The organism is Pseudomonas zeae (assembly GCF_014268485.2).
GTDB lineage: Bacteria > Pseudomonadota > Gammaproteobacteria > Pseudomonadales > Pseudomonadaceae > Aquipseudomonas > Aquipseudomonas neuropathica.
In genome coordinates this window covers 2,469,283-2,495,559 of sequence record NZ_CP077090.1, presented here as the reverse complement: position 1 = coordinate 2,495,559, position 26,277 = coordinate 2,469,283, and the positions used below count along the sequence as shown (strand labels likewise).

The 26,277-nt window shown below is 59.6% G+C and carries 24 protein-coding genes and 4 tRNA genes; 12 read left to right on the top strand and 16 right to left on the bottom strand.

Annotation, left to right across the window (positions count from 1 at the left end; genetic code table 11):
• Window positions 1-57 precede the first annotated feature (57 nt).
• From tig to HU754_RS10975, 5 genes are all read right to left on the bottom strand, one after another.
• Window positions 58-1,368: a trigger factor gene (gene tig / locus HU754_RS10995; RefSeq protein ID WP_093434049.1), complete on the bottom strand. Its 1,311-nt coding sequence runs from the start codon at window positions 1,366-1,368 to the stop codon at window positions 58-60.
• A 402-nt stretch (window positions 1,369-1,770) separates the two neighbouring features.
• Window positions 1,771-1,846: transfer RNA gene (locus HU754_RS10990), tRNA-His, on the bottom strand.
• Between the two features lie 77 nt (window positions 1,847-1,923).
• A tRNA-Leu gene (locus tag HU754_RS10985) sits at window positions 1,924-2,008 on the bottom strand.
• Window positions 2,009-2,064: 56 nt separating this feature from the next.
• Window positions 2,065-2,140 (bottom strand) — tRNA-His (locus HU754_RS10980).
• 32 nt (window positions 2,141-2,172) lie between these two features.
• A tRNA-Arg gene (locus HU754_RS10975) sits at window positions 2,173-2,249 on the bottom strand.
• A 275-nt stretch (window positions 2,250-2,524) separates the two neighbouring features.
• Between HU754_RS10975 and folD the strand changes: the two genes are divergently transcribed.
• Together folD and pbpG are read left to right on the top strand one after the other, a co-directional pair.
• Complete coding sequence (folD, locus tag HU754_RS10970) at window positions 2,525-3,379, top strand: bifunctional methylenetetrahydrofolate dehydrogenase/methenyltetrahydrofolate cyclohydrolase FolD (protein WP_038362797.1); 855 nt, start codon at window positions 2,525-2,527, stop codon at window positions 3,377-3,379.
• A gap of 230 nt (window positions 3,380-3,609) precedes the next feature.
• On the top strand, window positions 3,610-4,548 hold the full coding sequence (gene pbpG, locus HU754_RS10965; protein ID WP_093434043.1) for a D-alanyl-D-alanine endopeptidase: 939 nt from the start codon (window positions 3,610-3,612) through the stop codon (window positions 4,546-4,548).
• 62 nt (window positions 4,549-4,610) lie between these two features.
• Here pbpG and HU754_RS10960 read toward each other — a convergent pair whose 3' ends face one another.
• The 3 genes from HU754_RS10960 to HU754_RS10950 all read right to left on the bottom strand — a co-directional run bounded on the left by HU754_RS10960 (window position 4,611) and on the right by HU754_RS10950 (window position 5,798).
• Window positions 4,611-4,817 (bottom strand): hypothetical protein, encoded by a 207-nt coding sequence (locus tag HU754_RS10960; RefSeq protein ID WP_186625634.1) that lies wholly within the window; start codon window positions 4,815-4,817, stop codon window positions 4,611-4,613.
• A 12-nt stretch (window positions 4,818-4,829) separates the two neighbouring features.
• Entirely contained in the window at window positions 4,830-5,036 is a 207-nt protein-coding gene (locus HU754_RS10955; RefSeq protein WP_093434037.1) for a DUF6021 family protein, read from the bottom strand.
• 90 nt (window positions 5,037-5,126) lie between these two features.
• Entirely contained in the window at window positions 5,127-5,798 is a 672-nt protein-coding gene (locus HU754_RS10950; protein ID WP_186625644.1) for a peptidase C39 family protein, read from the bottom strand.
• Window positions 5,799-6,032: 234 nt separating this feature from the next.
• Here HU754_RS10950 and HU754_RS10945 point away from each other — a divergent pair, with 234 nt between their 5' ends.
• Complete coding sequence (locus HU754_RS10945; protein ID WP_186625636.1) at window positions 6,033-6,203, top strand: hypothetical protein; 171 nt, start codon at window positions 6,033-6,035, stop codon at window positions 6,201-6,203.
• 270 nt (window positions 6,204-6,473) lie between these two features.
• Here HU754_RS10945 and HU754_RS10940 read toward each other — a convergent pair whose 3' ends face one another.
• Window positions 6,474-7,223, bottom strand: coding sequence for a TerC family protein (locus HU754_RS10940; protein WP_016986876.1), 750 nt, complete (start codon window positions 7,221-7,223; stop codon window positions 6,474-6,476).
• 29 nt (window positions 7,224-7,252) lie between these two features.
• On the bottom strand, window positions 7,253-7,495 hold the full coding sequence (locus HU754_RS10935) for a hypothetical protein (RefSeq protein ID WP_007965379.1): 243 nt from the start codon (window positions 7,493-7,495) through the stop codon (window positions 7,253-7,255).
• A gap of 133 nt (window positions 7,496-7,628) precedes the next feature.
• Between HU754_RS10935 and nhaR the strand changes: the two genes are divergently transcribed.
• Window positions 7,629-8,528: a transcriptional activator NhaR gene (gene nhaR, locus HU754_RS10930; protein ID WP_186625638.1), complete on the top strand. Its 900-nt coding sequence runs from the start codon at window positions 7,629-7,631 to the stop codon at window positions 8,526-8,528.
• Here the strand turns inward: nhaR and HU754_RS10925 are convergent.
• On the bottom strand, window positions 8,523-9,686 hold the full coding sequence (locus HU754_RS10925) for an MFS transporter (protein ID WP_093434026.1): 1,164 nt from the start codon (window positions 9,684-9,686) through the stop codon (window positions 8,523-8,525). The genes nhaR and HU754_RS10925 overlap by 6 nt on opposite strands.
• A gap of 336 nt (window positions 9,687-10,022) precedes the next feature.
• Here HU754_RS10925 and sstT point away from each other — a divergent pair, with 336 nt between their 5' ends.
• Complete coding sequence (gene sstT, locus HU754_RS10920; protein WP_093434023.1) at window positions 10,023-11,255, top strand: serine/threonine transporter SstT; 1,233 nt, start codon at window positions 10,023-10,025, stop codon at window positions 11,253-11,255.
• Window positions 11,256-11,508: 253 nt separating this feature from the next.
• On the opposite strand, the gene HU754_RS10915 is transcribed toward sstT, so the two are convergent.
• Window positions 11,509-12,018 carry a DUF1993 domain-containing protein gene (locus tag HU754_RS10915; RefSeq protein WP_093434020.1) on the bottom strand — a complete coding sequence of 170 codons (510 nt, stop codon included), beginning with the start codon at window positions 12,016-12,018 and terminating at the stop codon, window positions 11,509-11,511.
• Window positions 12,019-12,142: 124 nt separating this feature from the next.
• Between HU754_RS10915 and HU754_RS10910 the strand changes: the two genes are divergently transcribed.
• Window positions 12,143-12,790 carry a YceH family protein gene (locus HU754_RS10910; protein ID WP_186625640.1) on the top strand — a complete coding sequence of 216 codons (648 nt, stop codon included), beginning with the start codon at window positions 12,143-12,145 and terminating at the stop codon, window positions 12,788-12,790.
• Between the two features lie 116 nt (window positions 12,791-12,906).
• Here HU754_RS10910 and HU754_RS10905 read toward each other — a convergent pair whose 3' ends face one another.
• Window positions 12,907-13,425 (bottom strand): cupin domain-containing protein, encoded by a 519-nt coding sequence (locus tag HU754_RS10905; RefSeq protein ID WP_186625642.1) that lies wholly within the window; start codon window positions 13,423-13,425, stop codon window positions 12,907-12,909.
• 321 nt (window positions 13,426-13,746) lie between these two features.
• On the opposite strand from HU754_RS10905, the gene HU754_RS10900 reads away from it, so the two are divergent.
• Window positions 13,747-14,688, top strand: a complete 942-nt coding sequence (locus tag HU754_RS10900) for an IS110 family transposase (protein WP_102902457.1) — start codon at window positions 13,747-13,749, stop codon at window positions 14,686-14,688.
• Window positions 14,689-14,791: 103 nt separating this feature from the next.
• Here the strand turns inward: HU754_RS10900 and HU754_RS10895 are convergent, their stop codons facing one another.
• Window positions 14,792-16,126 carry a lysine N(6)-hydroxylase/L-ornithine N(5)-oxygenase family protein gene (locus HU754_RS10895; RefSeq protein WP_186623334.1) on the bottom strand — a complete coding sequence of 445 codons (1,335 nt, stop codon included), beginning with the start codon at window positions 16,124-16,126 and terminating at the stop codon, window positions 14,792-14,794.
• A gap of 131 nt (window positions 16,127-16,257) precedes the next feature.
• Window positions 16,258-16,740 carry a sigma-70 family RNA polymerase sigma factor gene (locus tag HU754_RS10890; RefSeq protein ID WP_186623479.1) on the bottom strand — a complete coding sequence of 161 codons (483 nt, stop codon included), beginning with the start codon at window positions 16,738-16,740 and terminating at the stop codon, window positions 16,258-16,260.
• Window positions 16,741-17,062: 322 nt separating this feature from the next.
• On the opposite strand from HU754_RS10890, the gene HU754_RS10885 reads away from it, so the two are divergent.
• The 3 genes from HU754_RS10885 to HU754_RS10875 are packed head-to-tail and all read left to right on the top strand — an operon-like array spanning window position 17,063 to window position 21,602.
• On the top strand, window positions 17,063-18,226 hold the full coding sequence (locus HU754_RS10885) for an efflux RND transporter periplasmic adaptor subunit (RefSeq protein ID WP_186623336.1): 1,164 nt from the start codon (window positions 17,063-17,065) through the stop codon (window positions 18,224-18,226).
• A complete protein-coding gene (locus HU754_RS10880) occupies window positions 18,227-20,200 on the top strand; it encodes a MacB family efflux pump subunit (protein WP_186623338.1) in 1,974 nt (657 codons plus the stop codon).
• A gap of 7 nt (window positions 20,201-20,207) precedes the next feature.
• The gene (locus HU754_RS10875; protein ID WP_186623340.1) at window positions 20,208-21,602 is read left to right on the top strand and encodes an efflux transporter outer membrane subunit; all 1,395 of its coding nucleotides are present in this window, start codon (window positions 20,208-20,210) and stop codon (window positions 21,600-21,602) included.
• Window positions 21,603-21,776: 174 nt separating this feature from the next.
• Here the strand turns inward: HU754_RS10875 and pvdP are convergent, their stop codons facing one another.
• Window positions 21,777-23,402 (bottom strand): pyoverdine maturation tyrosinase PvdP, encoded by a 1,626-nt coding sequence (gene pvdP / locus HU754_RS10870; protein WP_186623341.1) that lies wholly within the window; start codon window positions 23,400-23,402, stop codon window positions 21,777-21,779.
• Between the two features lie 207 nt (window positions 23,403-23,609).
• Here pvdP and pvdM point away from each other — a divergent pair, with 207 nt between their 5' ends.
• On the top strand, window positions 23,610-24,980 hold the full coding sequence (gene pvdM / locus HU754_RS10865; protein WP_095111778.1) for a pyoverdine-tailoring dipeptidase-like protein PvdM: 1,371 nt from the start codon (window positions 23,610-23,612) through the stop codon (window positions 24,978-24,980).
• A complete protein-coding gene (gene pvdN / locus HU754_RS10860) occupies window positions 24,977-26,263 on the top strand; it encodes a pyoverdine-tailoring periplasmic protein PvdN (RefSeq protein ID WP_186623343.1) in 1,287 nt (428 codons plus the stop codon). Before pvdM ends, pvdN begins: the two co-directional genes overlap by 4 nt.
• Window positions 26,264-26,277: the final 14 nt, after the last annotated feature.

Sequence of the window (26,277 nt, the reverse complement as noted above, 5' to 3'; positions counted from 1 at the left end):
ACGCATAAGCCAGCTCGAGAGCTGGCTTATGGTGTGTACTTCTTAACGCGGAATCAATCAGTCGGCTTTTGGAGCTTCTACCGGCTTGACTGCTTCTTCGTAAGAGACCGCTTTGTCGGTCACACTAGCTTTCTGCAGAACAGTATCCACAACTTGCTCTTCCAGCACAACCGAACGCACTTCGTTCAGCTGCTGCTCGTTTTTGTAGTACCACGACACAACCTGCTCAGGCTCCTGGTAAGCGGAAGCCATTTCCTGAATCATTTCGCGAACGCGAGCTTCGTCAGGCTTCAGGTCGAATTGCTTGACCACTTCAGCAACGATCAGGCCCAGCACGACGCGGCGCTTGGCTTGCTCTTCGAACAGCTCGGCCGGCAGTTGATCAGGCTTGATGTTGCCACCGAACTGCTGAACAGCCTGCACACGCAGACGGTCAACTTCGTTGGACAGCAGCGCCTTAGGCACTTCGATCGGGTTGGTGGCCAGCAGACCGTCCATTACCTGATTTTTGACCTTGGATTTGATCGCCTGACGCAGTTCACGCTCCATGTTCTTGCGAACTTCGGTGCGGAAACCGTCGATGCCGCTTTCCTTGATGCCGAATTGAGCGAAGAACTCTTCGTTCAGCTCTGGCAGCTTAGGCTCGGAAACAGTGTTGACGGTCACGGTGAACTCGGCGGTTTTGCCAGCCAGGTCCAGGTTCTGATAGTCCTCTGGGAAGGTCAGGTTCAGAACGCGCTCTTCGCCCGCTTTAGCGCCAACCAGGCCTTCTTCGAAGCCCGGGATCATGCGGCCGGAACCCAGTACCAGCTGAGTACCCTTGGCGGAACCGCCAGCGAATACTTCGCCGTCAACCTTGCCAACGAAATCGATGTTCAGTTGGTCTTCGTTCTGGGCAGCGCGATCGGCCACTTCAAAACGAGTGTTCTGCTTGCGCAGGATGTCGAGCATCTTGTCCAGGTCAGCGTCAGCCACGTCAGCGCTCAGACGCTCAACGGTGATGCCGTCGAAACCGGCAACGGTGAACTCAGGGAACACTTCGAATACAGCAACGTATTCCAGGTCCTTGCCAGCTTCGAGCGACTTAGGCTCGATCGATGGCGAACCTGCCGGGTTCAGCTTCTGCTCAACCACAGCTTCGTAGAAGGAGGACTGGATCACGTCGCCTACAGCTTCCTGACGAGCATCAGCACCGAAACGGCGCTTGATTTCGCTCATTGGCACTTTGCCTGGACGGAAGCCAGCAATCTTGGCCTTTTGGGCAGTCTGCTGCAGACGCTTGTTGACCTGAGTCTCGATGCGCTCAGCCGGCACGGTGACGCTCATGCGGCGCTCGAGAGCAGTAGTATTTTCAACAGAAACTTGCATGGATATTCCTCGTTGCACAGACGTTAGCCGGCCGTTTCCGACCCCAGAATCAAGGGCATGCATTCTAGTGGGTCAAACTCAAGAAGTCACCCTACTGAAAACGGGTAAAAAAACAGCAGGCAATTTATAGGGATCGATGCACGGATGCAGCGCGTCCCACAGGCGAATACAACCAATCACGCCAGGGCTCTGCGCCAACCTCTTCTATATATAGAAGAGGTTGCCAATCAGTCCCTGACGGCCGAACCTGCAAGCAAGCCCGGCGAGCAGCGCAGCATCATCGAGCAACATAAATACGACGAAGCGCCCTGCCCCTGCGCCCCGAAAGCGGCAATTGCCGCTTTTCAGAACCGCTAAAACAAAAAAGGCGCCAGACTGTTAAATCTGGCGCCTTTCGAAATATGGGGTGGACGATGGGGATCGAACCCACGACAACGGGAGTCACAATCCCGTGCTCTACCAACTGAGCTACGCCCACCATATTGCGTAACAAAAAAGCCAAACAACTTCTTTGTTGGAACCTCACCAGCCCGAAGACATGAATGAAGCTTTAATTGGTGCGGATGAAGAGACTCGAACTCTTACGCCTCGCGGCGCTGGAACCTAAATCCAGTGTGTCTACCAATTCCACCACATCCGCGATGAAGCTTTTAAAGCAAAGGCGCCAGACTGTTACATCTGGCGCCTTTCGAAATATGGGGTGGACGATGGGGATCGAACCCACGACAACGGGAGTCACAATCCCGTGCTCTACCAACTGAGCTACGCCCACCATATCGCGTTACTTGTGCCAAAGCTGCCTAATGGCGCACCCGGCAGGACTCGAACCTGCGACCATCCGCTTAGAAGGCGGATGCTCTATCCAGCTGAGCTACGGGCGCCTTATTAATCTGTACTCTTAAAGGACTACAAACTAAGTGCTTTCCAGTGTCGCAGAACCTTGATTCCGCTTCACCTTCTTAACCAGTGCTAGGCTGTGCCCGACAAGTGCGACGAATAGTATAGAGCGCTCCGAAGGTCGTCAAATCCTTTTTAAAAAAAATTCATTTAATTAAAGGAGTTAGAGGAATTTGCTGACCAAGCGCCTTTGCCCTCACCGCTCGACATGCGAGAATGCGTTCTCATTTTTTCCCCTCTCGATGGTTAATCACGCGCAATGACTGCACAACTAATCGACGGCAAATCGATCGCCGCCAGCCTGCGCCAGCAGATCGCCCAACGAGTTGCCGAGCGTCGCCAGCAAGGCCTGCGCACTCCCGGCCTCGCGGTGATCCTGGTCGGCAGCGATCCTGCCTCTCAGGTTTATGTCTCGCACAAGCGTAAAGACTGTGAAGAGGTTGGCTTCCTCTCTCAAGCCTACGACCTGCCCTCCGACACCACGCAAGACGCGTTGACCGATCTGATCGATCGCCTCAACGACGACCCTGCAATCGACGGCATCCTGCTTCAGTTGCCGCTGCCCGAGCACCTGGATGCCTCCAAATTGCTGGAGCGCATTCGCCCGGACAAAGACGTCGACGGCTTCCATCCTTATAACGTCGGCCGCCTGGCCCAGCGCATTCCGCTGCTGCGTCCCTGCACACCTAAAGGCATCATGACGCTGCTGGAAAGCACTGGCGCCGACCTTTATGGCATGGACGCAGTGGTCGTCGGCGCCTCCAACATCGTCGGTCGCCCGATGGCGATGGAGTTGTTGTTGGCCGGCTGCACCGTGACCGTGACTCACCGTTTCACCAAGGATCTGGCCGGCCACGTTGGTCGTGCTGATCTGGTGGTGGTGGCCGCCGGCAAGCCGGGCCTGGTCAAAGGCGAGTGGATCAAGGAAGGCGCGATCGTGATCGACGTCGGCATCAACCGTCAGGACGACGGCAAACTGGTCGGCGACGTCGTCTACGAAACCGCCCTGCCCCGCGCTGGCTGGATCACTCCAGTGCCGGGTGGCGTAGGTCCGATGACCCGCGCCTGCCTGCTGGAAAACACCCTTTATGCGGCAGAAACCCTGCACGCCTGATCGGTACTTTCAGCAATAAGAAAAACCCGCCTTGTGCGGGTTTTTTCATGCCTGAGAAAAAACTGTAACCGTTCGCCGGAAACCCCTCTTTTTACAGGCCTTTTCACGAGTTTTTCAGGTCATTCAAACAACCATCGACAGATCTTCAGCCATACTCCTAGAATGCGACGCTTTGAAGAAATAACCCGTTACAAACTAACGGAATATCCAACCTTTATGAGTTCGCCCGCGTGAAAATTCGTCTTTCGATTCTGAGCCTGTTTTTTGCTTTTACAGGCACATTCATCACGCCAACGATCAACGCTGCGGAAACCACCGCTGCCCCACGTGACGCTTCGAGCCTGAAGATCGCCTCCGGCAGCGCACTGCTCATGGATATGCAGACCAATAAAGTCATCTACTCCAGCAACCCTGACGTGATCGTGCCGATCGCCTCTGTCAGCAAGCTCATGACTGGATTGGTAGTGGTTGAAGCCCGGCAGAACATGGACGAATGGATCAATGTCGATATCAGCAACACACCGGAAATGAGGGGTGTGTTCTCCCGAGTCAAACTCAAGAGTGAGCTGCCGCGTCGCGAGATGCTGCTGATCGCCTTGATGTCTTCGGAGAACCGCGCGGCCGCCAGCCTCGCTCACCACTATCCGGGAGGTTATGCGGCCTTTATCGCGGCCATGAACGCGAAAGCCAAGGCACTGGGCATGACCAGTACGCACTTTGTCGAACCGACAGGCCTGTCGGAACGTAACGTTTCCACCGCCCGCGACCTGAGCAAGCTGCTGGTGGCCGCGCATAAGTACCCGCTCCTCAGCGAACTCACCACCACCAAGGAAAAGACCGTGTCTTTCCGCAAACCCAACTACACCCTGGGTTTCCGCAATACCGATCACTTGGTCAATAAGGCCGACTGGGACATCAAGATCACCAAGACCGGCTTCACCAACCCTGCCGGTCATTGCCTGGTTCTGGTAACGAAAATGGCTAACCGCCCGGTCGCGCTGGTGATTCTCGATGCCTTCGGCAAATACACCCACTTTGCCGATGCCAGCCGTATTCGCAGCTGGGTGGAAACCGGCAAGAGCGCCAACGTTCCTGCGGTGGCGCAACAATACAAGGCCGAGAAAAACCTTAAGTCACGCCAGAGCGGTGTGGTTGAAGCGTCCAAGTAACCCGCGCCCGCAAGAAAAAGCCCCGAATCCTCGGGGCTTTTTTTCGCCTGCATTCCTGCATTTCAGTCATTGGGCAGCGGCATCTTGTCGTCATCAGGAATGCCATCGCCTGCACTTGGATCCCGCGAAGGTTCCGGCGTCATGACATTAGGTCGGGCCATCGGATCGCGCAGCGGGCTGTCCGGATCCAGCACCGGATCAATCTCCGGCTCCGGCGTCGTGGGCACGCTGTCCGGTTTTTGCTCATCGAAGCTTGAGTCATTACTCATACGCACCTCACATCAAGGTTTCAGATTGGCTAACGGGTCATACGGTTTGGCCGGCGTCTTGTCGTCTTCACCGGGTTTCACGTCTTTCGGCGCCTTGGCCGGGCCAACCGGATCGACTTGCGGATCATCAAGGTCCGGCGAATCGGGGTCGAAACCCAGATCATGACCCGACGAATGCTCGGTCGAATGCGGCCCTTTCGGGGATGGGGAATCTGCCATGTTCGCCTCCTGAGTCACCCGCAGAAAACGGGTTCTATTCGTAGGAGGCTTGCCGGGCGCAGTCGTGCCCGGCAAATGACGAACGGGAACTCAGTGGGCTGCCAGCGCCTTGCGCGCCTGCGCCGCTTCGTTTTCCTGACCGGCCTGGGCCAGTTCATCGGCCGCTTTGAGCCAGCGCTGACGGTCAACGGCTGCCGGGATCTGCGACGGTTTCTGGATCAGCACGGCCCAGCCACCGGATTTCTCCAGTGCCGACTCAAAGGAGCTGAAACTCATCAGTTCGCGACGGTTCATGCCGGCACGCAGCAAGACCTTCTGTTTGTTGCGGTCGTAGCCGGACAGGATCGCGTAACGCGGCTCGGCCCAGAATGCCGCCCCCTCGCTGAAGCGCACCATCACCGGATAGCCTGCCGCCACCTGGGTCAACAGTGCGGGCAGGTTGCTGTCCAGCGGGTAAACCACCATGCCGTACTCGCGGGCCAGGTTTTGCAGGTTCTGCTGCAATTTGTCTTCGGCACCCGGCAAGTGCAGAGGTTTCTCGAGCAAGCCCGGGGTGATCACGATGCCCTGCTGCGACAACAGGCTGGCCAACACTTGCGGCCCACTCTGATTGGCTTCGCCGCGATAGAACGTGCCACTGAGTTCGACCCGCTCCGGCAGACGCTTGACCTCAGGCGCCACAGTACCTGCACATCCGGCCAACACGGCCGCACAACCTGCCACCACTAGCGCCGCACGAATTCGAGAAAATACCTGCACCATCATCACTCTCTGTTCAGACGCCGGTCATCGTGTTCCGGCAACGCCTGCGATCATAGGGCCGCGCCCGGCTGCGGTATAGCCTTAAGCGGCAGACCCATCGATTGCATAGAGCAAAGTGATTGGTCGCAATCGACCTTTGGTCAATAGTCTGAAACACCCCATTGTCTAGACTGTCACTGAAACAGAGCGAATTGAAAAAGTGTGGGCCCGATGCAGGGCGAAGAGGAGGCACTGATGAGCCTGACCATGACCATTGTGATGTTGATTGCCGGCTGGCTGGCCGTGGCCGCTGCCATGTTGTGGGGGGTGCTGCGGGTTTCGCGGCGCCATCATCACCATCCGGTTCAGCCTGCTGCGGTTGAGAAAGCCGAGGAACACCGAGTGCGTCACGCGACTGCACACTGAGGGTTGAACGGCAAAGGCAAAAGCCCCTCATCGGAACGCCGCCCGCCTAGCCCTCTCCCAGAGGGAGAGGGGACTGACCGAGTCGCTATTCAGAAGTACATCGACCTGAGATATCGAGCCGAACTCAGGTTTAAAAACCACGCAGATCGGCTCCCTCTCCCTCGGGAGAGGGCTGGGGTGAGGGGCTGGCTCTATTCCACACTGAAAATCTCGAATCGAAAAAAAGCCGCCTGACCTCAAAGAGTTCAGGCGGCTTTTCACTTTCAGCGGTTACACCTGCTCAGCCAGCTTCTTCTGCTTCGCCCGACGCGACATCATGTTCAGCACTTCAATCGAAGCCGAGAACGCCATGGCCGCATACACATAACCTTTCGGTACATGGGCGCCGAAGCCTTCAGCGATCAAGGTCATACCGATCATGATCAGGAAGCCCAGAGCCAGCATCACCACCGTCGGGTTGTCGTTGATGAACTTGGCCAGCGGTTCAGCAGCAAACAGCATCACCAGCACCGACACCACCACCGCGATGATCATGATCGGCAAGTGTTCGGTCATGCCGACCGCAGTAATGATGCTGTCGATCGAGAACACCATGTCGAGCATCAGGATCTGGCCGATAGCCGCGGCGAAACCCAAAGTGACTGTCGAGGTCGCCGACTTCGGATCTTCCGGCGCCGGGTCCATGCTGTGATGGATCTCGGTCGTAGCCTTCCAGACCAGGAACAGACCACCGGCGATCAGGATCATGTCCTTCCAGGAGAACGCCTGGCCCAGGATTTCGATCACAGGTGCGGTCAGCTGCACGATGAAGGCGATGGTGCTCAACAGTGCCAGACGCAGGATCAACGCCATGCCGATACCGATACGGCGTGCTTTCTGCTGGTACTGCTTGGGCAATTTGTTGGTCAGGATCGAGATAAAGATCAGGTTATCGATGCCAAGCACGATTTCCATCACCACCAGTGTGGCCAAAGCAACCCAAGCGGTGGGGCTGGCGGCGAGCTGTAACAGATATTCCATGGGTCAGTCCTGACTCTGTGTAAGACGAATTAGATGGTCTTGGAGGAAGATTCGGATTTTTCCGCATCTTTTTCCGGAGTTTCTTTTTTCTCGATCAACCCGCCGGTGGCATCACTGAGTGCCTGCTCAGCGGCTTTATGGGTGTCGTCAATCGCTTGCTTGGCGCTTTCGGCAGCCTTGCCCATCAGTTGCTGGGCGCTTTTCTCGGCCTGATCGCAACCGGCCATAAGCAGTAAAGACGTAAACATCAATGCCGGGATTGTGTATTTCATAAGGTTTCCTTCGAATGAACAGACAGGCTCACAAACCGGCCGTCGATGGGTGGGCATTCTAGGGAGACAAACACTTCAGGAAAATTCGTATTTTTAGCGGCTATACTTCGGTTTTCACGAACTGTAGAACGTCATGCTCAATTACCGCCAACTGCATTACTTCTGGGTTGTGGCCAAGACCGGCAGCATCGTGCGCGCCTGCGAGCAGCTGAACCTGACGCCACAGACCATCAGCGGGCAGATATCACTGCTCGAACAGACGTATGGCATCGAGTTATTCAGACGCGTCGGCCGGCAACTCGAATTGACCGAAGCCGGGCGACAAGCCCTGCCCTACGCCGAGCAGATGTTCCAGCTCGGCGGCGAACTGGAACTGATGCTGCGTGCCCAGCCCCACGAACAGCAGATCCTGTTCCGCGTCGGCGTGGCTGACGTGGTGCCTAAATCCATTGTTTATCGCCTGATCGCGCCAACCATGGAGCTGAACGAGCCTCTGCGCATTACCTGTCGCGAAGACAAACTCGAACGTTTGCTCGCCGATCTGGCGATCCAGCGCCTGGATCTGGTGATTTCCGACAGCCCGATGCCCTCGCACCTCGACATCAAGGGCTACAGTCAGAAGCTCGGTGAGTGCGGAATCAGTTTCTTCGCCACCCCGGAACTGGCAGCCAGATACGGTCAGGATTTCCCGCGTAGCCTGCACGGTGCGCCACTGTTGATTCCCGGACCGGAAACCGTGGTGCGCAGCCGCTTGCAGCGCTGGTTTGCCGAGCAGCAGATCCAGCCGCAAATCGTCGGCGAGTTTGATGACAGTGCGTTGATGCAGGCTTTCGGCCAATCCGGCAGCGGGATTTTTATCGGTCCGAGCGTGATTGCCGATGAAGTGAAGCGCCAGTGCGGCGTCGAGCTGATTGGCCAGACCGACGCAGTGACCGAGTCATTCTATGCCATTTCGGTAGAGCGCAAGGTCAAGCACCCCGGCATCGTTGCGATTACCGAAGGTGCCCGACGCGAGCTGTTTACCGCGTTATGAGGGCTCGGCGCACATTTCGCGCGGCTTGAGCGTCATCAGCACCATGGCGAGGAACACTGAGAGCAAGATGAAACCGGCGGCGGCAAAGCCGAGAAAGCCGAGCCCCGCGCTGTCGATCACCCGGCCACCGACGATGGCGCCCAGGCCGATCCCCAGATTGGCCCCGGCGATATTCAACGAAGCAGCAAACGCTGGCGCTTCCGGCGCGGCTTTCATCAGGCGCACATGGCTGACCAGGAACAACGCAGCCTGAGTCACGCCCCAGATCCCCATCGCCACCGCCAGCCCCAGCGGCGAATGAATGTTCGGTACCAGCGAGACCATGCCGGCAATCATGAACGCACAGAACAACACCGACGCGCCCAGCGGATGGCGATCCACCGCACGACCGCCCAGGGAGTTGCCGATCAGCCCGACCGCACCGAAAGCCATCAGGCACCAACCGACCACGGTGCCGTTGAACCCGGCGAGGCGCTCAAGAATGTCGGCCAGATACGTGTAAGCGGTAAACATGCCGCTGAACACCAAGATCGACAGCACGATGTGGCCGATCATCAACGGGCTGCGCAGAATCTTGAACTGCGAGCGGAAGCTGACCTGATGTTGGTGCAGGCTGGTTTTCGGCAAGTAGACAAACAGCAGCAAGGCTTTGGCAAAAGCGATCACCGCCAAAATGCCGAAGGCACTGCGCCAGCCGAACGCATCGGAAATCAGCGTGCCGACCGGGATGCCGAACACCGTGGCGCAGACAATGCCGAAACCGATCTTGGCGATCGCGCGACCGGCGAAATCCGGGCCGACGATGTCCACTGCGGTCTCACTGGCCAAGGCCCAAAACACCGGCAGCCCGAGCGCGGGGATCAACCGAGCAATCGCCATCACCCAAATGTTCGGCGCCAGCGCCGCCACGGTATTGGCCAGACCAAACATGATCAGGATGCTGATAAACAGCTTGCGCCGCTCAAAGCGGGCGAAATACGCGGTCAGGAAAGGCCCGAACATCGCCACGGTAAAAGCGAATAAAGTCACCAGCAACCCGGCCTGCGGGATGGTGACTTCGAGGTCTCGGGCAATCGCCGGCAACAGGCCGACGATGACGAATTCCGTGGTCAGCACCGTGAACCCGGCGGCAGACAACAGAAGAATGGGCAACAGCATGCGCAACTCCAGCAAAACGACGACACCAGCGTTGACCCGAAGGCCCGCTGGCGAAATTTGAAAATAAGGATGCGCAATCTTAACAGAGTGTGTCCGGGCTGACTTGCACAAACCTGCCGACTTTGTTGCCTGATCCGGTGGCAGATCGTCACATGCCTGAAGGATAAGGCCTACGCTGTGATAAAGTCCGCGCCCTGAAAAACGTACAACCTGCTCAACGACCGGTTTATTGGCGTTGATGTCGCGTCAACACTTTCGGTTCGTGGCGGTGGTCTGCCCCTGCTTTGCCATCGCTTTACGCAACCTTGCACCCTATAAAAAATCAGAGATGCCGCTATGACCGCTTCATCCCCTTCTCTACTGCAACGCCTGAAAAACCTCAGCCTGGTCACGCAGATCGTCATCGGCCTGATCGCCGGTATCGCCCTGGCGCTGCTCGCCCCGGAAGCGGCGAAAGGCACGGCGTTCATCGGCAAAGTGTTTGTATCGGCGTTAAAGGCCGTCGCACCGATTCTGGTGTTCGTGCTGGTAATGGCCTCGATTGCCAACCACAAGCACGGCCAGGAAACTCATATCCGCCCAATTCTGTTCCTCTATCTGCTGGGCACTTTTGCGGCGGCGGTCGTGGCGGTGGTTGCGAGCATGGCGTTCCCATCGCACCTTGTGCTGTCGACCGACAACGTTTCGGTGACGGCGCCGGGCGGTATCGGCGAAGTGCTGCAAAGCCTGCTGTTGAGCGTGGTCGACAACCCGGTCAGCGCACTGATGAACGCCAACTTCATCGGTATCCTGGCGTGGGCGATCGGCATGGGCATCGCAATTCGCCATGCCGGCGACACCACCCGTGAAGTGCTGGGTGATCTGTCCAATGGCGTGACGGTGATCGTGCGCGTGGTGATTCGCTTCGCCCCGCTGGGCATTTTCGGTCTGGTGGCATCGACACTGGCCACCTCCGGTTTCGGCGCGCTGATCGGTTACGCGCACCTGCTGGCCGTGCTGCTCGGCTGCATGCTGTTCGTGGCACTGGTGATGAACCCGCTGATCGTGTTCTGGAAACTGCGTCGCAACCCGTATCCGCTGACTCTCAAATGCCTGCGTGAAAGTGGCATCACCGCATTCTTCACCCGCAGCTCGGCGGCAAACATTCCGGTCAATCTGGAATTGAGCAAGCGTCTGGGTCTGCATGAAGACACTTACTCAGTGTCGATTCCGCTGGGCGCGACCATTAACATGGCCGGTGCGGCGATCACCATTACTGTGCTGAGCCTGGCGGCCGTGCACACATTGGGTATTGCCGTGGATATTCCAACGGCGATTCTGCTCAGCGTTGTCGCCGCCATTTGCGCGTGTGGCGCGTCGGGTGTGGCTGGTGGATCGCTGTTGCTGATTCCGTTGGCGTGCAGCCTGTTCGGGATTCCGAGCGAGATTGCCATGCAGGTGGTGGCGGTCGGTTTCATTATTGGCGTGTTGCAGGATTCGGCAGAGACCGCGCTGAACTCGTCGACTGACGTGTTGTTTACCGCTGCGGCGTGCCTGGGTGAAGAAGCAAAAGCCCAACGTACGGCGTAACAGACGCTGTAATGAAAAGCCCGCCACGGTGTGAACCTTGGCGGGCTTTTTTGTGGCTGAGATCTTTTCCCCCTCACCCCAACCCTCTCCCCCAAGGGGGCGAGGGGGAAAGGGGGCAGACCGAGTGGTGTTCAAACCTGAGTTCGACTCGATAGATCAGGTCGGCGTATCTCGAACAAACAACTCGGTCAGTCCCCTCTCCCTCCGGGAGAGGGCTAGGCGGGCGGCGTTCCGATGAGGGGCTTCTGGCGGTTTAGAACGCGCCCATGTAATCACGCTTGCCCACTTCAACCCCGTTATGACGCAGCAGCGCATAGGTGGTAGTGACGTGGAAGAAGAACTGCGGCAGACCGTAAGTCAGCAGGTAAGCCTGACCGCTGAAGCGCTTCTCTTTCGGCGTGCCTGGACGAGTAACGATTTCGATGCCTTCCTTGCCATTGATCTGCTCCGGCTTGATCTCGCCGATGTAGGCCAGAACCTTGGCGATCAGGGCTTGCAGCTCGGCGAAGGTGGTTTCGGTATCGTCGTACTTAGGCACTTCGACTTCAGCCAGACGCGAGGAAACGCCTTTAGCGAAGTCCACGGCGATCTGCACCTGGCGGGTCAGCGGGAACATGTCCGGGTACAGACGGGCCTGCAGGAAAGCGTTCGGATCGATGTTTTTCTCGGTGGCGTGGGCTTCAGCCTTTTTCAGGACATCGCTCAGCGCGTTGAGCATTTGTTGAAAAACCGGGACGGATGCGGCGTACAGGGAAATGGTCATGGCAGTCTCGTGTGGTGGCTGGGTGGAACAGGAGGCGATTATAGCCATGCTTGATGACCACACGGCTTGCCTTTTGTTTGGCAAGGATTAGGCTAGGCGCCTTCGACTGCAGAGGGAACGCGCGATGACCACAGAGACAGAATCCAGCTTCGACGAACCACGGCTCAATGCCACGGAAATCCGCATCCTTGGTTCGCTGATCGAGAAACAGGCGACCAGCCCGGAAACCTACCCGCTGACCCTTAATGCGCTGGTCACGGCGTGTAATCAGAAAACCAGCCGCGAACCGGTGATGAACCTGACTCAGGGTCAGGTCGGCCAGAGTTTGCGGGCGCTGGAAGGTCGCGGTTTCGCCAAACTGGTGATGGGCAGCCGCGCCGACCGCTGGGAACACAAAGTCGACAAGGCGCTGGAACTGGTGCCGGCGCAGGTGATTCTCAGCGGACTGATGTTTCTGCGTGGTCCGCAGACCGTCAATGAACTGCTGACCCGCAGCGGGCGCATGCATGATTTCGAAGACGCCGAACAGGTGGTGCATCAGCTTGAGCGCTTGATTGCGCGGGGGCTGGCGGTGTTGATTCCGCGTCAGGCCGGGCAGCGCGAAGACCGTTATACCCATGCGCTGGGTGATCCGGCGGATAGCGAGGCAATTATGGCAGCGCGGCAGAGTCCGCAGGATCGCGGTGCAAGCAGTGGCGTTTCGGTTGAGCGTATCGAAGAGCTAGAAGCGCGAATCGCCTCGCTGGAAGAACGCCTGGCCCGCCTCGAATAACCACACAAAACCAATGTAGGAGTGAGCCTGCTCGCGATAGCGGTGTATCAGTCACATCATTTTTGGATGACACACCGCTATCGCGAGCAGGCTCACTCCTACAAGGGATCTGCGTGTTATTCACCGTCCCAGTAATCCACGCCATCCGCCTGCCGTGCCACCGCGACAAAGCCTGAGGCATTGCCCTCGGCATCCAACTTGAAGTTATCCATCACCACATACTTGTTCGAATCCGGGTATTCGCAAATATCGGGCTGCTGCTGGGTGCTCACCGCCAGATAGCGCAATTCGCCCGAGCTGGTATTGATGATCTGATGCGCCTTCTCCGGCCCACCCGGCGGGCAAGCGATCACGTCGCCTTCGCGGATCGGGAAACGCTCGGCGCCCAGACGCACCTCACCCTCCCCGGCCACCACGTAAAACATCTCTTCGTTGACCCGGTGGCTGTGAAACGGGCTGCCACGCATGCCCGGTGGTAGCGCGTACAGGCGATAACCGAGTTTCTGCGAACCCAGTTGCTGGCCAATCCGCGCCATGCGCTGTTGATAGCGCCCGGCGGTTTCGCCTTCCGGGGCCAGGGCTTCGGGCAGGGGTTCGAGTTCGACCTGATGCAGGTTGAGGATAGGCGGATGCATGGGAGCCTCGGTCACGGTTTTTATGGTGGGCAAGTCTGGGCTTGCTGAGGAGGCAGTATAGGCATTGATGGCCGGCGTGAAACCGCGTCGCCTCCTTCGCGAGCAGGCTCGCTTGTATGGTAGGACTTGAAGGGAGGAGGAGGGACAAGGCTCGATTCTGACTGTTGACGCAGTACAGACCGTGGGAGATTTCGCCCCTCCTCCTTTCACCCAAGCGCCGATAAAGAATGCATCTGGCTAGACCGACGATAGGAACAAGCCTGCGCCTCTGGGTGAGCCCTTCAAGTACTCAAACCTTATCCCGGAGGAAATCCTGTGGCAATGCCAGTCGCTCTATCAAATCCGATCGTTGGCGTGGATGTTGCCAAAAATGAACTGGTGATTTATCAGGCCGATAGCGATCTGCTTGAAGCGATTCCCAACACCAAAACATCCATCAAGCAGTGGCTGAAAGCCTTGCTCGGCCCCGTGTCTATTGCCATTGAGGCAACCAACATCTACCACCTGGAATTCGCTGATTTGGCCTATGCGGCCGGTTGCACGATTTACATGGTGGGCGGCTATGAACTCAAACACTACCGCGAAGGCGTGAAGATCCGCGCCAAAACCGACGCCTTGGACGCCAAGCTGCTGGCCCGTTACCTGAAGAACGAAGCCGAGGAGTTGCACCCCTGGACCCCGCCATCACCGCTGTACCGCCAGCTCCTGAGCCTTTTCCGCCGCCGCGCGGCTTTGGTCCAGGCCAGGGTCGGCCTGGTGCAGAGCTGGTCGAATGAGCCGTTGTTGAAGGCAGCTTTTGCTGAACAAATAAAATCCATGCAGCGGCTTGAAACGATGATCGAAAAGACGATCAACGATCAGCTCAAACAAGCCGGTTTGCTCGGCGAATTGAAGCGTTGCCTGAAAGTTGAGGGCATTGGATTTCTGACCGGAGCGCGCCTGCTCACAGCGTTTCAGCGTGGGGAATTTAGCAACGCGGATGCGTTTATCGCCTTCCTGGGAATGGATTTACGGGTATCGAAATCAGGGCAAAAGGACGGTCGCCGTAGCTTGACCAAGCGCGGAGACCCCGAGGCCCGCCGACTTTTGCACAACGCAGCGATGTCGGCTAGCCGTACGATAGCCTGGAAAGGGTTTTACGAAGCCCAAAGAGCACGGGGTTTCAGCACCACACAGGCGTTGGTGATGCTGGCTCGCAAACTTGCTCGGGTGGTATTCGCCTTGCTGAAAGGGCAAAGCGAATATCAGGCAAAAGTCAGTTGAGGGCTTCCCCTCAACCATAGAATCTCCCACAATGGTTCTGTGTACGCCGGACAAATGTGGGAGCGAGCCTGCTCGCGAAGGCGGTGTATCAGGCAATGCTGATTCAGCTGGCCGTCGCCAACAGCAGATCCGCCATCGACCGATGCCCACGGTTCTTGCCATGGTCATACAAAGAACCGGCAATCTCGTCCGCACGAATCGGCAGCACCGACAGCAGCGTATCGCTCAGACCATGGCTGGCCTGGCAGAAGCCCTGCATGTAGATGCCGGCCTTGCAGCGCTCGTCGGTGATCAGTTTGTAGTTGCGATCAACCTCGAAATCACCCAGGTATTCTTCCAGCGGTGCCAGCAGTTTGCGGTGCATCTGCCGTTCGTAGCCGGTGGCCAAAACAACAGCGTCGTAGTTGCGCACGGTGACTTCGCCGGTGGCGTTGTTGCGCACAGCCAGCTCGATACCGTTCTCGGTGGCGGTGGCTTTCTCGACGGTAGTCAGGGTACGGAACGCGTGACGGGCAACACCCGAGACTTTCTGCCGATAGAAAATGCCGTAGATGCGCTCGATCAGGTCGATGTCGACCACCGAATAGTTGGTGTTGTGGTACTCGTTGACCAGACGCTCACGCTCGACGCTGTTCTGCTGGAACACCAGATCAGTGAACTCCGGCGAGAACACTTCGTTGACGAACGGGCTGTCGTCGGCAGGCTTCAAGGCCGAGCCGCGCAGGATCATGTCGACCTGCACCGAAGGGAACGAATCGTTCAGATCGATAAAGGCCTCCGCCGCGCTCTGCCCGCCACCAATGATCGCGATGCTCATCGGCTGATTGTTCACGCACGGCTGCTTGGCCATTTGCGAGAGGTATTGCGAGTGGTGGAACACGCGGCTATCGCCCTTCAGCGCTTTGAACGCCTCCGGAATACGCGGTGTGCCACCGGCGCTGACCACCACCGAACGGGTGGTGCGTACATGTTGCAGGCCCTGGCTATCGCGGGAAATTACCCGCAGCGCTTCAACCTGGTGGTTGTGCAGCACGGGCTCGATGGTCAGCACTTCTTCGCCGTAACGGCTCTGCCCGGTGAACTGCCCGGCGACCCAGCGCAGGTAGTCGTTGTACTCCATGCGGCACGGATAGAAGGTGCCGAGGTTGATAAAGTCGACCAGACGACCGTGATACTTGAGGTAATTGACGAACGAGTACGGGCTGGTCGGATTGCGCAGGGTCACCAGATCCTTGAGGAAGGAAATCTGCAGCTCGCTCTGCGTCGACAAGGTGTTGCCGTGCCAGCTGTAGTTGGCCTGCTTGTCGAGGAACAGCACATCCAGCTCACCCTGGGTCGGGCCGCGCTCTTGCAGAGCGATGGCCAGCGCCAGGTTCGAAGGGCCGAAACCGACGCCGATCAGGTCGTGAACGATGGGCGATGCAATTGCCTGTGTCATTTCCAGTGTCCTCTGGATGAACCCCTCAACGCGGGGATAAAGCCTGGGTGGCCTGACCGGCCTGAATCAGGTCAGCAGGTCGTCTGTTGAGTAGGAACGAGGACGATGAACGGAAATTTAACCAGCAAGGATCAATGGGCGTCCCATTGTTTGATGCGCAAGCGGCAATGTTTCATGGCGTTGACGATGTGCTTTTCCACCAACGCCTTGGAAATCCCCAGGTGCTCGGCAATTTCCGGGTGGGACAGACCTTCGATCTTGCGTAGCAGAAAACTTTCCCGGCAGCGCGGCGGCAACTCGGCCAGCGCGCGCTGAAGCATTTCCAGACGTTGAACGTGGTCGAGGGTGCCGTGGGGCGACGGGGTGAAATAGCGTTCTTCGCTGTCCAGCACGTCAAGCGATTCGACCTGGCGCAAGGCGTTGCGCCGATGATCGTCGATGACCAGATTCAATGCCGTGCGATAAAGGAAGGCCCGCGGTTGTTCGATCGGCGTGTCGCTGGAACGCTCCAGCACCCGCACATAAGCGTCATGCACCACATCTTCGGCCACCTGACGGTTGCCCAGCTTGGCGTTAAGGAAACACACCAGCTCGCGATAGTAGTTTTCCAACATGACTCCCGACCGCATCGATGCAGTTCCTGTCCTTGAGCACACTGATCCAGCCGCCGCAAACGCAGTAGCAAGATAGTGGCAACGTGAGGTGCGTAATTTATAGTAATTCTCATATAGATTTAAAGAGTTGTTTCCACATCCGCCCCAAATAGTCGCGCCTGGCTACCTGTTACTTGATGTGTACGGCGCTTAAATTCCCTTGTGCATTCATCGTTTACAGGACAGCTCCCCGTATCTGTCGTGCCATGCGACAGCGTTCAGCGCCCCTGCACGCCTGTGTACTGGCCGAATGACGGGCCGATTCCACTGGCCGGAACCCTGCATGAAACGTCCCCGCCCCGCCCGACGCGCCCTGTTCGCCGCCCTTTGCCTGATTCCCGTGATCGCCGTTGCCGCGTGGCAAGTCCTGCCGCCCGGGCGCGACGCCCTCGCCACGGTGCAGGTGACCCGCAGCAGTATCGAAAACAGCGTGACCGCACTGGGCACGCTGCAGCCACGCCGTTATGTGGACGTCGGTGCGCAGGCGTCCGGGCAGATCCAGAAGATTCATGTCGAGGCTGGCGACACGGTCAAGGAAGGCCAGTTACTGGTAGAGATCGACCCCTCCACGCAAAAGGCCAAACTGGATGCCGGGCGGTTTTCCATCGAAAACCTCAAGGCACAGTTGCAGGAGCAACGCGCCCAGCACGACCTCGCGCAACAGAAATACCAGCGCCAGCAGAAACTCGCCGCCGGTGGCGCCACCCGTGAGGAAGACGTGCAGACCGCCCGCGCCGAAGTCCGCGCCACCCAGGCACGCATCGACATGTTCCAGGCGCAGATCCGTCAGGCTCAAGCCAGCCTGCGCAGTGACGAAGCGGAGCTCGGCTACACGCGCATTTATGCACCGATGAGCGGCACCGTCGTGGCCGTCGGCGCCCGCGAAGGCCAGACGCTCAACGCGCAACAGCAAACCCCGCTGATTCTGCGCATCGCCCGGCTTTCGCCGATGACCGTGTGGGCCGAGGTTTCCGAAGCGGACATCGGCCACGTCAAACCCGGCATGACCGCCTACTTCACCACGCTCAGCGGCGGCAGTCGGCGCTGGAGCAGCACCGTCCGGCAGATTCTGCCGGTGCCGCCGCGCCCGCTCGAACAGAATCAGGGCGGCAGCCCCACCAGCGGTCGCAGCGGCAGCGAACGCGTGGTGCTCTACACCGTGCTGCTCGACGTCGACAACGCCGACAACAACCTGATGACCGACATGACGGCGCAGGTGTTCTTTGTAGCGCAACAGGCGCAAGACACCCTCACCGTACCTTCCGCCGCCCTGCAACCCGGCTCACGCCCACAATGGCAACGGGCGCAGATCGTCGCCGCCAATGGCGAAATCCAGTCCCGCGAAGTGCGCACCGGCATCAGCGACCGCTTGCGCACCCAAGTGCTTGAAGGTCTGGCCGAAGGCGATCACATCCTCAGCGCGCCGGCCACCGGCAGCGGAGGCTGAATGCAAACGCCCCTGATTGACCTGCGGCAGATCCGCAAATCCTATGGCGGCAATGACAGCCCGCTGGTGGAAGTATTACGCGGCATTGATCTGTCGATTCATGCCGGTGAGTTCGTCGCCATCGTCGGGGCGTCCGGCTCCGGCAAGTCGACATTGATGAATATCCTCGGTTGTCTCGACCGCCCTACCAGCGGCGAATACCGCTTCGCCGGAGAAGACGTCGCCCGACTCGACAGCGATGCGCTGGCCTGGCTGCGCCGCGAAGCGTTTGGTTTTGTATTCCAGGGTTATCACCTGATTCCGTCCGGCTCCGCCCAGGAAAACGTCGAAATGCCGGCTATCTACGCCGGTACCCCGGCCGCCGAACGCCACGCCCGCGCCAGTGCCTTGCTGGAGCGGCTCGGCCTGGGCAGCCGCACCGGCAACCGCCCGCATCAGCTTTCCGGTGGTCAGCAACAACGGGTGTCGATTGCCCGGGCGCTGATGAACGGCGGCCACATCATCCTCGCCGACGAACCCACCGGCGCCCTCGACAGCCACAGCGGCGCCGAGGTCATGACCCTGCTCGACGAACTCGCCAGTCAGGGCCATGTGGTGATTCTCATCACCCACGACCGCGAAGTCGCGCAGCGGGCCAAACGCATCATCGAGATTCGTGACGGGCTGATCATCAGCGACACCGCCGAACAGCCGTCAGCGCCACCGCGCAGCGCCAATCCCGGCGCCCTGCAAGCGGTGGATCTGCGCCAGCGCCTGAGCAGCGGCAGCACCCAGACCGGCGCCTGGAAAGGTGAACTGGTCGACGCCGTGCAAGCGGCGTGGCGGGTCATGTGGATCAATCGTTTTCGCACCGCGCTGACCCTGCTCGGGATCGTCATCGGCGTGGCTTCGGTGGTGGTGATGCTGGCGGTGGGCGAAGGCAGCAAACGCCAGGTGATGGCACAGATGGGCGCGTTCGGCTCCAACATCATCTACCTCAGCGGCGCCGCACCCAATCCGCGCACACCACCGGGCATCATCACCCTCGACGACGTCGCCGAACTGGCTGCCCTGCCCCAGGTCGAGCGGATCATGCCGGTCAACGGCTCGACCGCTGGCGTGCGTTTCGGCAATGCCGACCACAGCAGTTACGTCGGTGGCAACGACACCAATTTCCCGAGCATCTTCAACTGGCCGGTGGTTCAGGGCAGTTACTTCAGCCAGGCCGATGAAGACAGCGCCGCCGCCGTGGCGGTGATCGGCACCAAGGTGCGCGACAAGCTGCTCAAGGATGTCGCCGACCCGATCGGCCAATACATCCTGATCGAAAACGTGCCGTTTCAGGTGCTCGGTGTTCTCGCGGAAAAGGGCTCGAGCTCAGGCGATTCCGACAGCGACAACCGCATCGCCGTGCCCTACTCGGCAGCCAGCACGCGCCTGTTCGGTAGCCGTAATCCGGAATACGTGGTGATCGCCGCCAAGGACGCACGCAAAGTCAAAGACGCCGAGCAGGCGATCGAACAGGCGATGCTGCGGCGACACAACGGGAAGAAGGATTTCGAACTGACCAACAACGCCGCAATGATTCAAGCCGAAGCGCGCACGCAGGGCACGCTGTCGCTGATGCTCGGCGCCATCGCCGCGATCTCGTTACTGGTCGGCGGTATCGGGGTGATGAACATCATGCTCATGACCGTGCGCGAACGCACCCGGGAAATCGGTATCCGCATGGCCACGGGTGCACGACAGCGCGACATCCTGCGCCAGTTTCTCACCGAAGCGGTGATGCTTTCGGTGGTTGGCGGCCTGGCCGGTATCAGCCTGGCGATGCTGGTCGGCGGCGTGCTGTTGTTCAGCGGCGTGGCGATCGCGTTTCAATGGCTGGCCGTCATCGGTGCGTTCGCCTGCGCGCTGGCCACCGGCGTCCTCTTCGGCTTCATGCCTGCCCGCAAGGCTGCCCGGCTCGACCCGGTCACGGCCCTTACCAGTGAATGATCGACCTATGAAAGCGCCACTGACCATCCTTGCCGCCAGCCTGTTGCTGGCAGCCTGTAACAGCCCTGCGCCACGCCCCGACAGCGGCGTGAAGCCACCGGCCGCGTGGCAATCGCCTGAGCATCCCGGTGCCGTGCGGAGCAACCGCCAATGGTGGACGCAGTTCGGCAGCCCCGAGCTGGATCGCCTGGTCGAACAGGCGCGAGTGGGCAGCCATGACCTCGGCGCCGCCGTCGCCCGGGTCAGGCAGGCCCAGGCCGGTGCGACGATTGCCGGCGCCCCGCTGCTCCCGGAAATCAAGGCCGGTCTCAATGCCAATCGGCAGAAACTGTTGCACGGCAAAGGCTACAGCCAACTCGACGTCAGCCCGGATAATCGCTCGCTGGATTACTACGACGCCGAGCTTAGCGCCAGTTACGAAATCGACTTCTGGGGCGGCAAACGCGCGGCGCGCGACAGCGCCGTGTTCGGTGTACAGGCCAGCGAATTCGACCGTGCCACCGTCGAACTGACCCTGCAAAGCGGCGTGGCCAGCAGCTACACCCAAGCCTTGGCGCTGCGCGAACAGGCACGCATTGCCGAGCTCAATCTGGCCAACGCGCAAAACGTCCTGCACCTGGTGCAAACCCGCTTCGACGCCGGCAGCGCCACCGCACTGGAACTGGCCCAGCAAAAAAGCCTGGTAGCGGAACAGCAGCGCAAATTGCCACTGGTGCAGCAACAGGCCCGCGAAGCCTTGATCACCCTCGCCGCCCTGCTCGGCCAACCGGTGCAGGCAGTGTCGGCACCGCAACAGTCATTCGAACAGTTGCAATGGCCGAACATCGCCAGTGGCGTGCCCAGCGATCTGCTGAGCCGGCGTCCGGACATCGCCAGCGCCGAAGCCAAACTGGCAGCGGCCCAGGCTGACGTCAGCGTGGCCCGCGCCGCCATGCTGCCGAAAATCACCCTGACCGCCAGCCTCGGCACCGGCGCCGATCTGGCGGCGGAGCTGCTGCGCACCACGTTCTACAACCTGTCTTCCGGATTGACCGCGCCGATCTTCAACAACGGGCGCCTGAGCGCCGAGCGCGACAAGGCCAAGGCGCGTCAGGACGAACTGCTGGAAACCTATCGCGGGGCGATCATCAATGGCTTTGCCGACGTGGAAAAAGCCCTGAGCAACATTCGCGGCCTCGACGAACAGCGCCAGTGGCAAAGCGAAGAACTGAGCCAGGCGCAGACCGCGTTCGACATTGCCCAGAGCCGCTACCAGGCCGGTGCCGAAGATTTGCTGACGGTGCTGCAAACCCAGCGCACCTTGTATGCGGCGCAGGATATGAATGTGCAACTGCGCCTTTCGCGCTTGCAGGCCAGCATTGCCCTGTACAAGGCGCTGGGCGGGGGTTGGCAGGTTATCTGAGCGAAAATTATCGACAGGACTGACGCCTTCGCGAGCAGGCTCGCTCCCACATTGGATCTGCGTCGTTTACAAAGTCCCCTGTGGGAGCGAGCCTGCTCGCGAAGGCGCCAGGTCAGGCAAGCAATATCCCCAGGCAAAAAAAATCGCAGCACCAGGCGGCGATTTTTTTTGCGCTCAGAGTTGCCGCCCTTTCACTTTCAGATGCCGCGCGTACCACGGTCGCTGCGGTACTTTGCGGAACAGGTCGGCCATGTTGTCTTCATCGCCAAAGGTGATGCGCAACGCCAGCTTCATCGTCTCAGGATCCATCTCCACCGAGCGCCCGATCTGCAACCCCGGCACGGTGCTGCAGCCATGGGTGTCCGGCCCCAGCCACGGGTCATCGACCTCAACCCAGCGCCCCGGCGCAAACCACGGCACGCCGTTGACCTCCAGCCGGCTGACCTCGCCCGGATGAAAACGCTCGTGGGCGCGGAACCAGTCTTCGATGCGATCATCGATCCAGCCGTGGAAACGCCAGAACACCGGGTTCACATGGGAGGAAAACGGGTCGCCGAGAAAGTCGTTTTCCGGGGCATACCAACGCGCGGCAAAATCCGCCTGATCGCGCGCCATCGGCACCGGAATGTCGTTGGACGGATCCCGCGCCACCGACGCCCAGCGCATGTGCAACCAGTCGTGCAGACCCAATTCGACTTCCGAACCGAACTGGCCGAGGGAAAGTTTCGCCAGGTAGCGCGGGTCGCGGTACTGCGATTCCCAGACCTGGAAATTGCTGTGATAGGTCTCGGCCGCTTTGATATCGCTGACCCACTTGGTGTATTCGTCATCACCTTCGGTCAGCCACGTCGGTGGCAGTGCATCGCCGTCGTGATTGTCGAAGTAGCGGGCGAAGCCTTGGCGGTCACGCTCCAGTTCCGGCTGCGGCATCGGGAAGGCCTGCCAGGACGGCAGATCCTGCATCGAACGGGCCTTGCCGAGCATGTGCCGGTGCATGAAGAAAAAATCGATGCCAGAGCCGTTACGATCCTTGCTGGGCCCACGGGCATCGCGCTCTTTGTCTCGCGGCCCCGGTTGCCAGCCAATACCGCGCAGGGCGTCGCGCTTTTTCTCCGAGAGCTTGTGCCACTTGTCGCGGCTGGCGTGCCAGAGCTGGTGGAACAGGCGATGTTCCGGCGCCACCAGCCACGCCAACAGCGTCGGGTTCAAACCGGTGCGCTCGCGGGCCTCGGGAAAACGCCGCTTGATGGCGATGAAATGATTGTCCAGTTCAGGCAGCGCCAACGGCCGATCGAGGCGCAACACTTGCCCGGTGAACGTACCGCTGCCGGCATTGCCGAACGCCGCCCAGACTTCGTCGAGTTTGACTTTGAATTCGTAGACCGGCGGCGCGTGCGGCGCATCGGCGCGCATCAGCCGCCAGTACATTTCGGCGCCGTTGCCCGGCGCCAGATCGCCGATCACTTGGTAACACGCAGGCGCTTCTGAGCGCAGGCTGGCACCGGTATCGAGAAACCCGCGCAAACCGCGCCCCCTGTGGGCAATGTCGAGAAACAACTCGAGGCCGTCGCGTGGCAAGCCATCAAGCCCCGCCGCAGATCCGCTGAAACGGATATCCCAGACGCCGCGCAGGTTGTCCGCCAACTGCTGTCCGGCGGTATCGGCCAGATCGACCGTAGCCTCGCCCGGGGTGATCGGAAACTCCTCGCGGGTCAGCTCACGATGTGCATAAAAAGCGGCAGGCAGCGCGGCGCCCGTGAGTGCCATGCCCGCCATGAACCAGCGTCGAGAGATCGTCATTGCCCTACCTGTGTCAGCCATGAAGCAGGCTTTATCCAAGCTAGAACGTTTGCTCGCCGGGGAAATTTACGGCCCCGGCAAAAGATCGCTACGCGCCGTCAGCGCTTTTCCTGCGCGCGACTAAATTACCCGCCCGGCCACTCGTTCCTCCCAGATAGCAAAGGCCCCTGCGCCTGCACCTCGACGGCGAACCTGAATGAGATGGCAATGACAAAACCGCGTTCGAAAAAGGCTCTATTTATCGGCCTGCCGCTGGCCTTGGCGATCAGCGCCGGCGCAGGGTTTCTGGCTTGGGATTACTGGTTTCGGGACAACCCTGGCTACCCGGTAAAAGTGATGAAACAGGCGACCGAGTTGCAGGATCGCATTCTCTCCTTCGACAGCCACATCACCGTACCGCTGAGTTTCGGCGCCCACGGCAATGAAGCCGACAAGGACGGCTCCGGCCAGTTCGACCTGATCAAGGCCAATCGCGGGCGCTTGTCGGGCGCTGCGCTGACGGTGTTCGGCTGGCCGGAAATGTGGAACGGCCCGAACGCCCCGCATCGCCCCACCGAAGGTTTTGTCGAAGAAGCCCGCAACCAACAGGAAGTCCGTTACAAGATCATCACCGGCATGGTCCGCGACTTCCCCAATCAGGTCGGCATCGCCTACACCCCGGATGATTTCCGCCGCCTGCATGGCGAAGGCAAGTTTGCGATTTTCATCAGCATGCTCAACGCTTACCCGCTGGGCAACGACCTGAGCAAACTGGACCTGTGGGCCGGACGCGGCATGCGCATGTTCGGCTTCAGCTACATCGGCAACAACAGCTGGGCGGACTCCTCGCGGCCGCTGCCGTTCTTCAATGACTCACCGGACGCCCTCGACGGTCTCTCCGATATCGGCAAGCAAGCAGTGCAGCGTTTGAACGATCTGGGCGTGATCATCGACGTTTCGCAGATGTCGACCAAAGGCCTGGAACAGGTTGCACAGCTGAGCCGCACACCGCTGGTGGCCTCGCACTCGGCGCCGCGTGCGGCGGTGGATATTCCGCGCAACCTCAGCGACAAGGAATTGCAGCTGATCAAGAACAGCGGCGGCGTGGTTCAGGTGGTCGGCTTCTCGCAGTACCTCAAACCGCTGACTCAGGGCACGCAGGACAAACTCAATGCCCTGCGCGCACGCTTCGATCTGCCGCCACTGCCAAACCTGGCCATGGCTCTGATGCCGGGCGACCCGATCATCACGGCATGGTCGGAACAGAAACTCGGCCAGTACGCCAGCGGCCTCTACGGCATCCTTGAAGAAGAGCCGAAAGCCACCCTCAAGGATCTCGGCGACGCCATCGATTACACCGTGCGCAAAATCGGTATCGACCATGTTGGCATCTCGTCCGACTTCAACGACGGCGGTGGCATCAAGGGTTGGGAAAACGTTGGCGAAATCCGCAACGTCACCGCCGAACTGATCCAGCGCGGCTACTCCGAAGCGGACATCGCCAAGCTGTGGGGCGGCAACTTCATGCGCGTCTGGGATCAGGTGCAAAAAGCCGCAAAACCGGCACTGATTTCCCGTCAGGACACTGCCAAGCCATGACTGACCGCCGGACTTTTCTGAAACAGGCTGGCGTGGTCGCGGCCGCCCTGCCGTTTGGCGCCAGCCTGACAGCGCCGGCCATGGCGACGACCACCCCCGTGGCCTCCGCGAACAAATGGACGCAATTGCGCCAGTTGTTCGATCAGGATCCACAGGCGATCCACTTCGCCAATTTCCTGATTACCTCTCACCCCAAACCCGTGCGCGAGGCCATCGAACGCCATCGCGCCGCGCTTGACCTGAACCCGGGGCTGGCCATGGACTGGGATTTGGGGAGCGACGAACAATTGCAGGAAAACGTGCGGGTCTGGGCCGGCCAATACCTGCAAGCCAAGCCCGGCCAGATCGCGCTCACCGGCAGCACCACCGAAGGGCTGGCGATGATTTATGGCAGCGTGCAGGTGCGCCCTGATCAGGAAATCCTCACCACCGAACACGAGCACTATTCCACCCGCAACATCCTCGATTTCCGCAGCCGCCGCGATGGCACCCGGGTGCGCAAACTCAGGCTGTTCGAAACGCCGCAAAGCATTTCCCTGGATCAGGTGCTCGACACCATCAACCGCAACATCCGCCCTGAGACCCGCGTCCTCGGCATGACCTGGGTGCATTCGGGCAGCGGTGTGAAATTGCCAATCAGCGCTATCTCGCGGCTGGTCGATGAACACAACCGTCAACGCGACGACAAGGATCGGCTGATTTACGTGGTCGACGGCGTGCACGGTTTCGGTGTCGACGACCTGAGTTTCCCGCAGATGAACTGCGACTTCTTTATCGCCGGCACCCACAAGTGGATGTTCGGCCCGCGCGGCACCGGCATCGTTTGCAGCCGCAGCGAAGAGCTGAAATACGTCAGCCCGAGCGTGCCGACGTTCTCCGAAGCCACCTCTTTCGCCACGATCATGACCCCGGGCGGTTACCACGCTTTCGAGCATCGCTGGGCGGTGGACGAAGCGTTCAAGTTGCACCTGCAACTGGGCAAGGCCGAGGTTCAGGCGCGCATTCATCAGCTCAACGGCTACCTGAAGCAGCGCCTGCGCGAACACGCGAACATCGAACTGGTGACCCCGCTCGATCCGCAGTTTTCCGCCGGTTTCACGTTCTTCCGGGTCAAGGGTCAGGACAGTGATGCAGTGGCCGCCTACCTGATGCAAAACCGGGTGATCTGCGATGCGGTCAGCCGTGATGTCGGCCCGGTGATTCGCACCGCGCCCGGCCTGCTAAACAACGAAGCCGAAGTGGACCGCTTCATGGCCATCCTCGGCAAAAAACTGCGCGCCTAATCCTTCGCCTCCCG

Coding starts and splice junctions, on each gene's coding strand:
- tig (WP_093434049.1), bottom strand. CDS start 1,368: ATGCAAGTTTCTGTTGAAAATACTACTGCTCTCGAGCGCCGCATGAGC.
- folD (WP_038362797.1), top strand. CDS start 2,525: ATGACTGCACAACTAATCGACGGCAAATCGATCGCCGCCAGCCTGCGC.
- HU754_RS10960 (WP_186625634.1), bottom strand. CDS start 4,817: ATGAGTAATGACTCAAGCTTCGATGAGCAAAAACCGGACAGCGTGCCC.
- HU754_RS10955 (WP_093434037.1), bottom strand. CDS start 5,036: ATGGCAGATTCCCCATCCCCGAAAGGGCCGCATTCGACCGAGCATTCG.
- HU754_RS10950 (WP_186625644.1), bottom strand. CDS start 5,798: ATGGTGCAGGTATTTTCTCGAATTCGTGCGGCGCTAGTGGTGGCAGGT.
- HU754_RS10945 (WP_186625636.1), top strand. CDS start 6,033: ATGAGCCTGACCATGACCATTGTGATGTTGATTGCCGGCTGGCTGGCC.
- HU754_RS10940 (WP_016986876.1), bottom strand. CDS start 7,223: ATGGAATATCTGTTACAGCTCGCCGCCAGCCCCACCGCTTGGGTTGCT.
- HU754_RS10935 (WP_007965379.1), bottom strand. CDS start 7,495: ATGAAATACACAATCCCGGCATTGATGTTTACGTCTTTACTGCTTATG.
- nhaR (WP_186625638.1), top strand. CDS start 7,629: ATGCTCAATTACCGCCAACTGCATTACTTCTGGGTTGTGGCCAAGACC.
- HU754_RS10925 (WP_093434026.1), bottom strand. CDS start 9,686: ATGCTGTTGCCCATTCTTCTGTTGTCTGCCGCCGGGTTCACGGTGCTG.
- sstT (WP_093434023.1), top strand. CDS start 10,023: ATGACCGCTTCATCCCCTTCTCTACTGCAACGCCTGAAAAACCTCAGC.
- HU754_RS10915 (WP_093434020.1), bottom strand. CDS start 12,018: ATGACCATTTCCCTGTACGCCGCATCCGTCCCGGTTTTTCAACAAATG.
- HU754_RS10910 (WP_186625640.1), top strand. CDS start 12,143: ATGACCACAGAGACAGAATCCAGCTTCGACGAACCACGGCTCAATGCC.
- HU754_RS10905 (WP_186625642.1), bottom strand. CDS start 13,425: ATGCATCCGCCTATCCTCAACCTGCATCAGGTCGAACTCGAACCCCTG.
- HU754_RS10900 (WP_102902457.1), top strand. CDS start 13,747: ATGCCAGTCGCTCTATCAAATCCGATCGTTGGCGTGGATGTTGCCAAA.
- HU754_RS10895 (WP_186623334.1), bottom strand. CDS start 16,126: ATGACACAGGCAATTGCATCGCCCATCGTTCACGACCTGATCGGCGTC.
- HU754_RS10890 (WP_186623479.1), bottom strand. CDS start 16,740: ATGTTGGAAAACTACTATCGCGAGCTGGTGTGTTTCCTTAACGCCAAG.
- HU754_RS10885 (WP_186623336.1), top strand. CDS start 17,063: ATGAAACGTCCCCGCCCCGCCCGACGCGCCCTGTTCGCCGCCCTTTGC.
- HU754_RS10880 (WP_186623338.1), top strand. CDS start 18,227: ATGCAAACGCCCCTGATTGACCTGCGGCAGATCCGCAAATCCTATGGC.
- HU754_RS10875 (WP_186623340.1), top strand. CDS start 20,208: ATGAAAGCGCCACTGACCATCCTTGCCGCCAGCCTGTTGCTGGCAGCC.
- pvdP (WP_186623341.1), bottom strand. CDS start 23,402: ATGACGATCTCTCGACGCTGGTTCATGGCGGGCATGGCACTCACGGGC.
- pvdM (WP_095111778.1), top strand. CDS start 23,610: ATGACAAAACCGCGTTCGAAAAAGGCTCTATTTATCGGCCTGCCGCTG.
- pvdN (WP_186623343.1), top strand. CDS start 24,977: ATGACTGACCGCCGGACTTTTCTGAAACAGGCTGGCGTGGTCGCGGCC.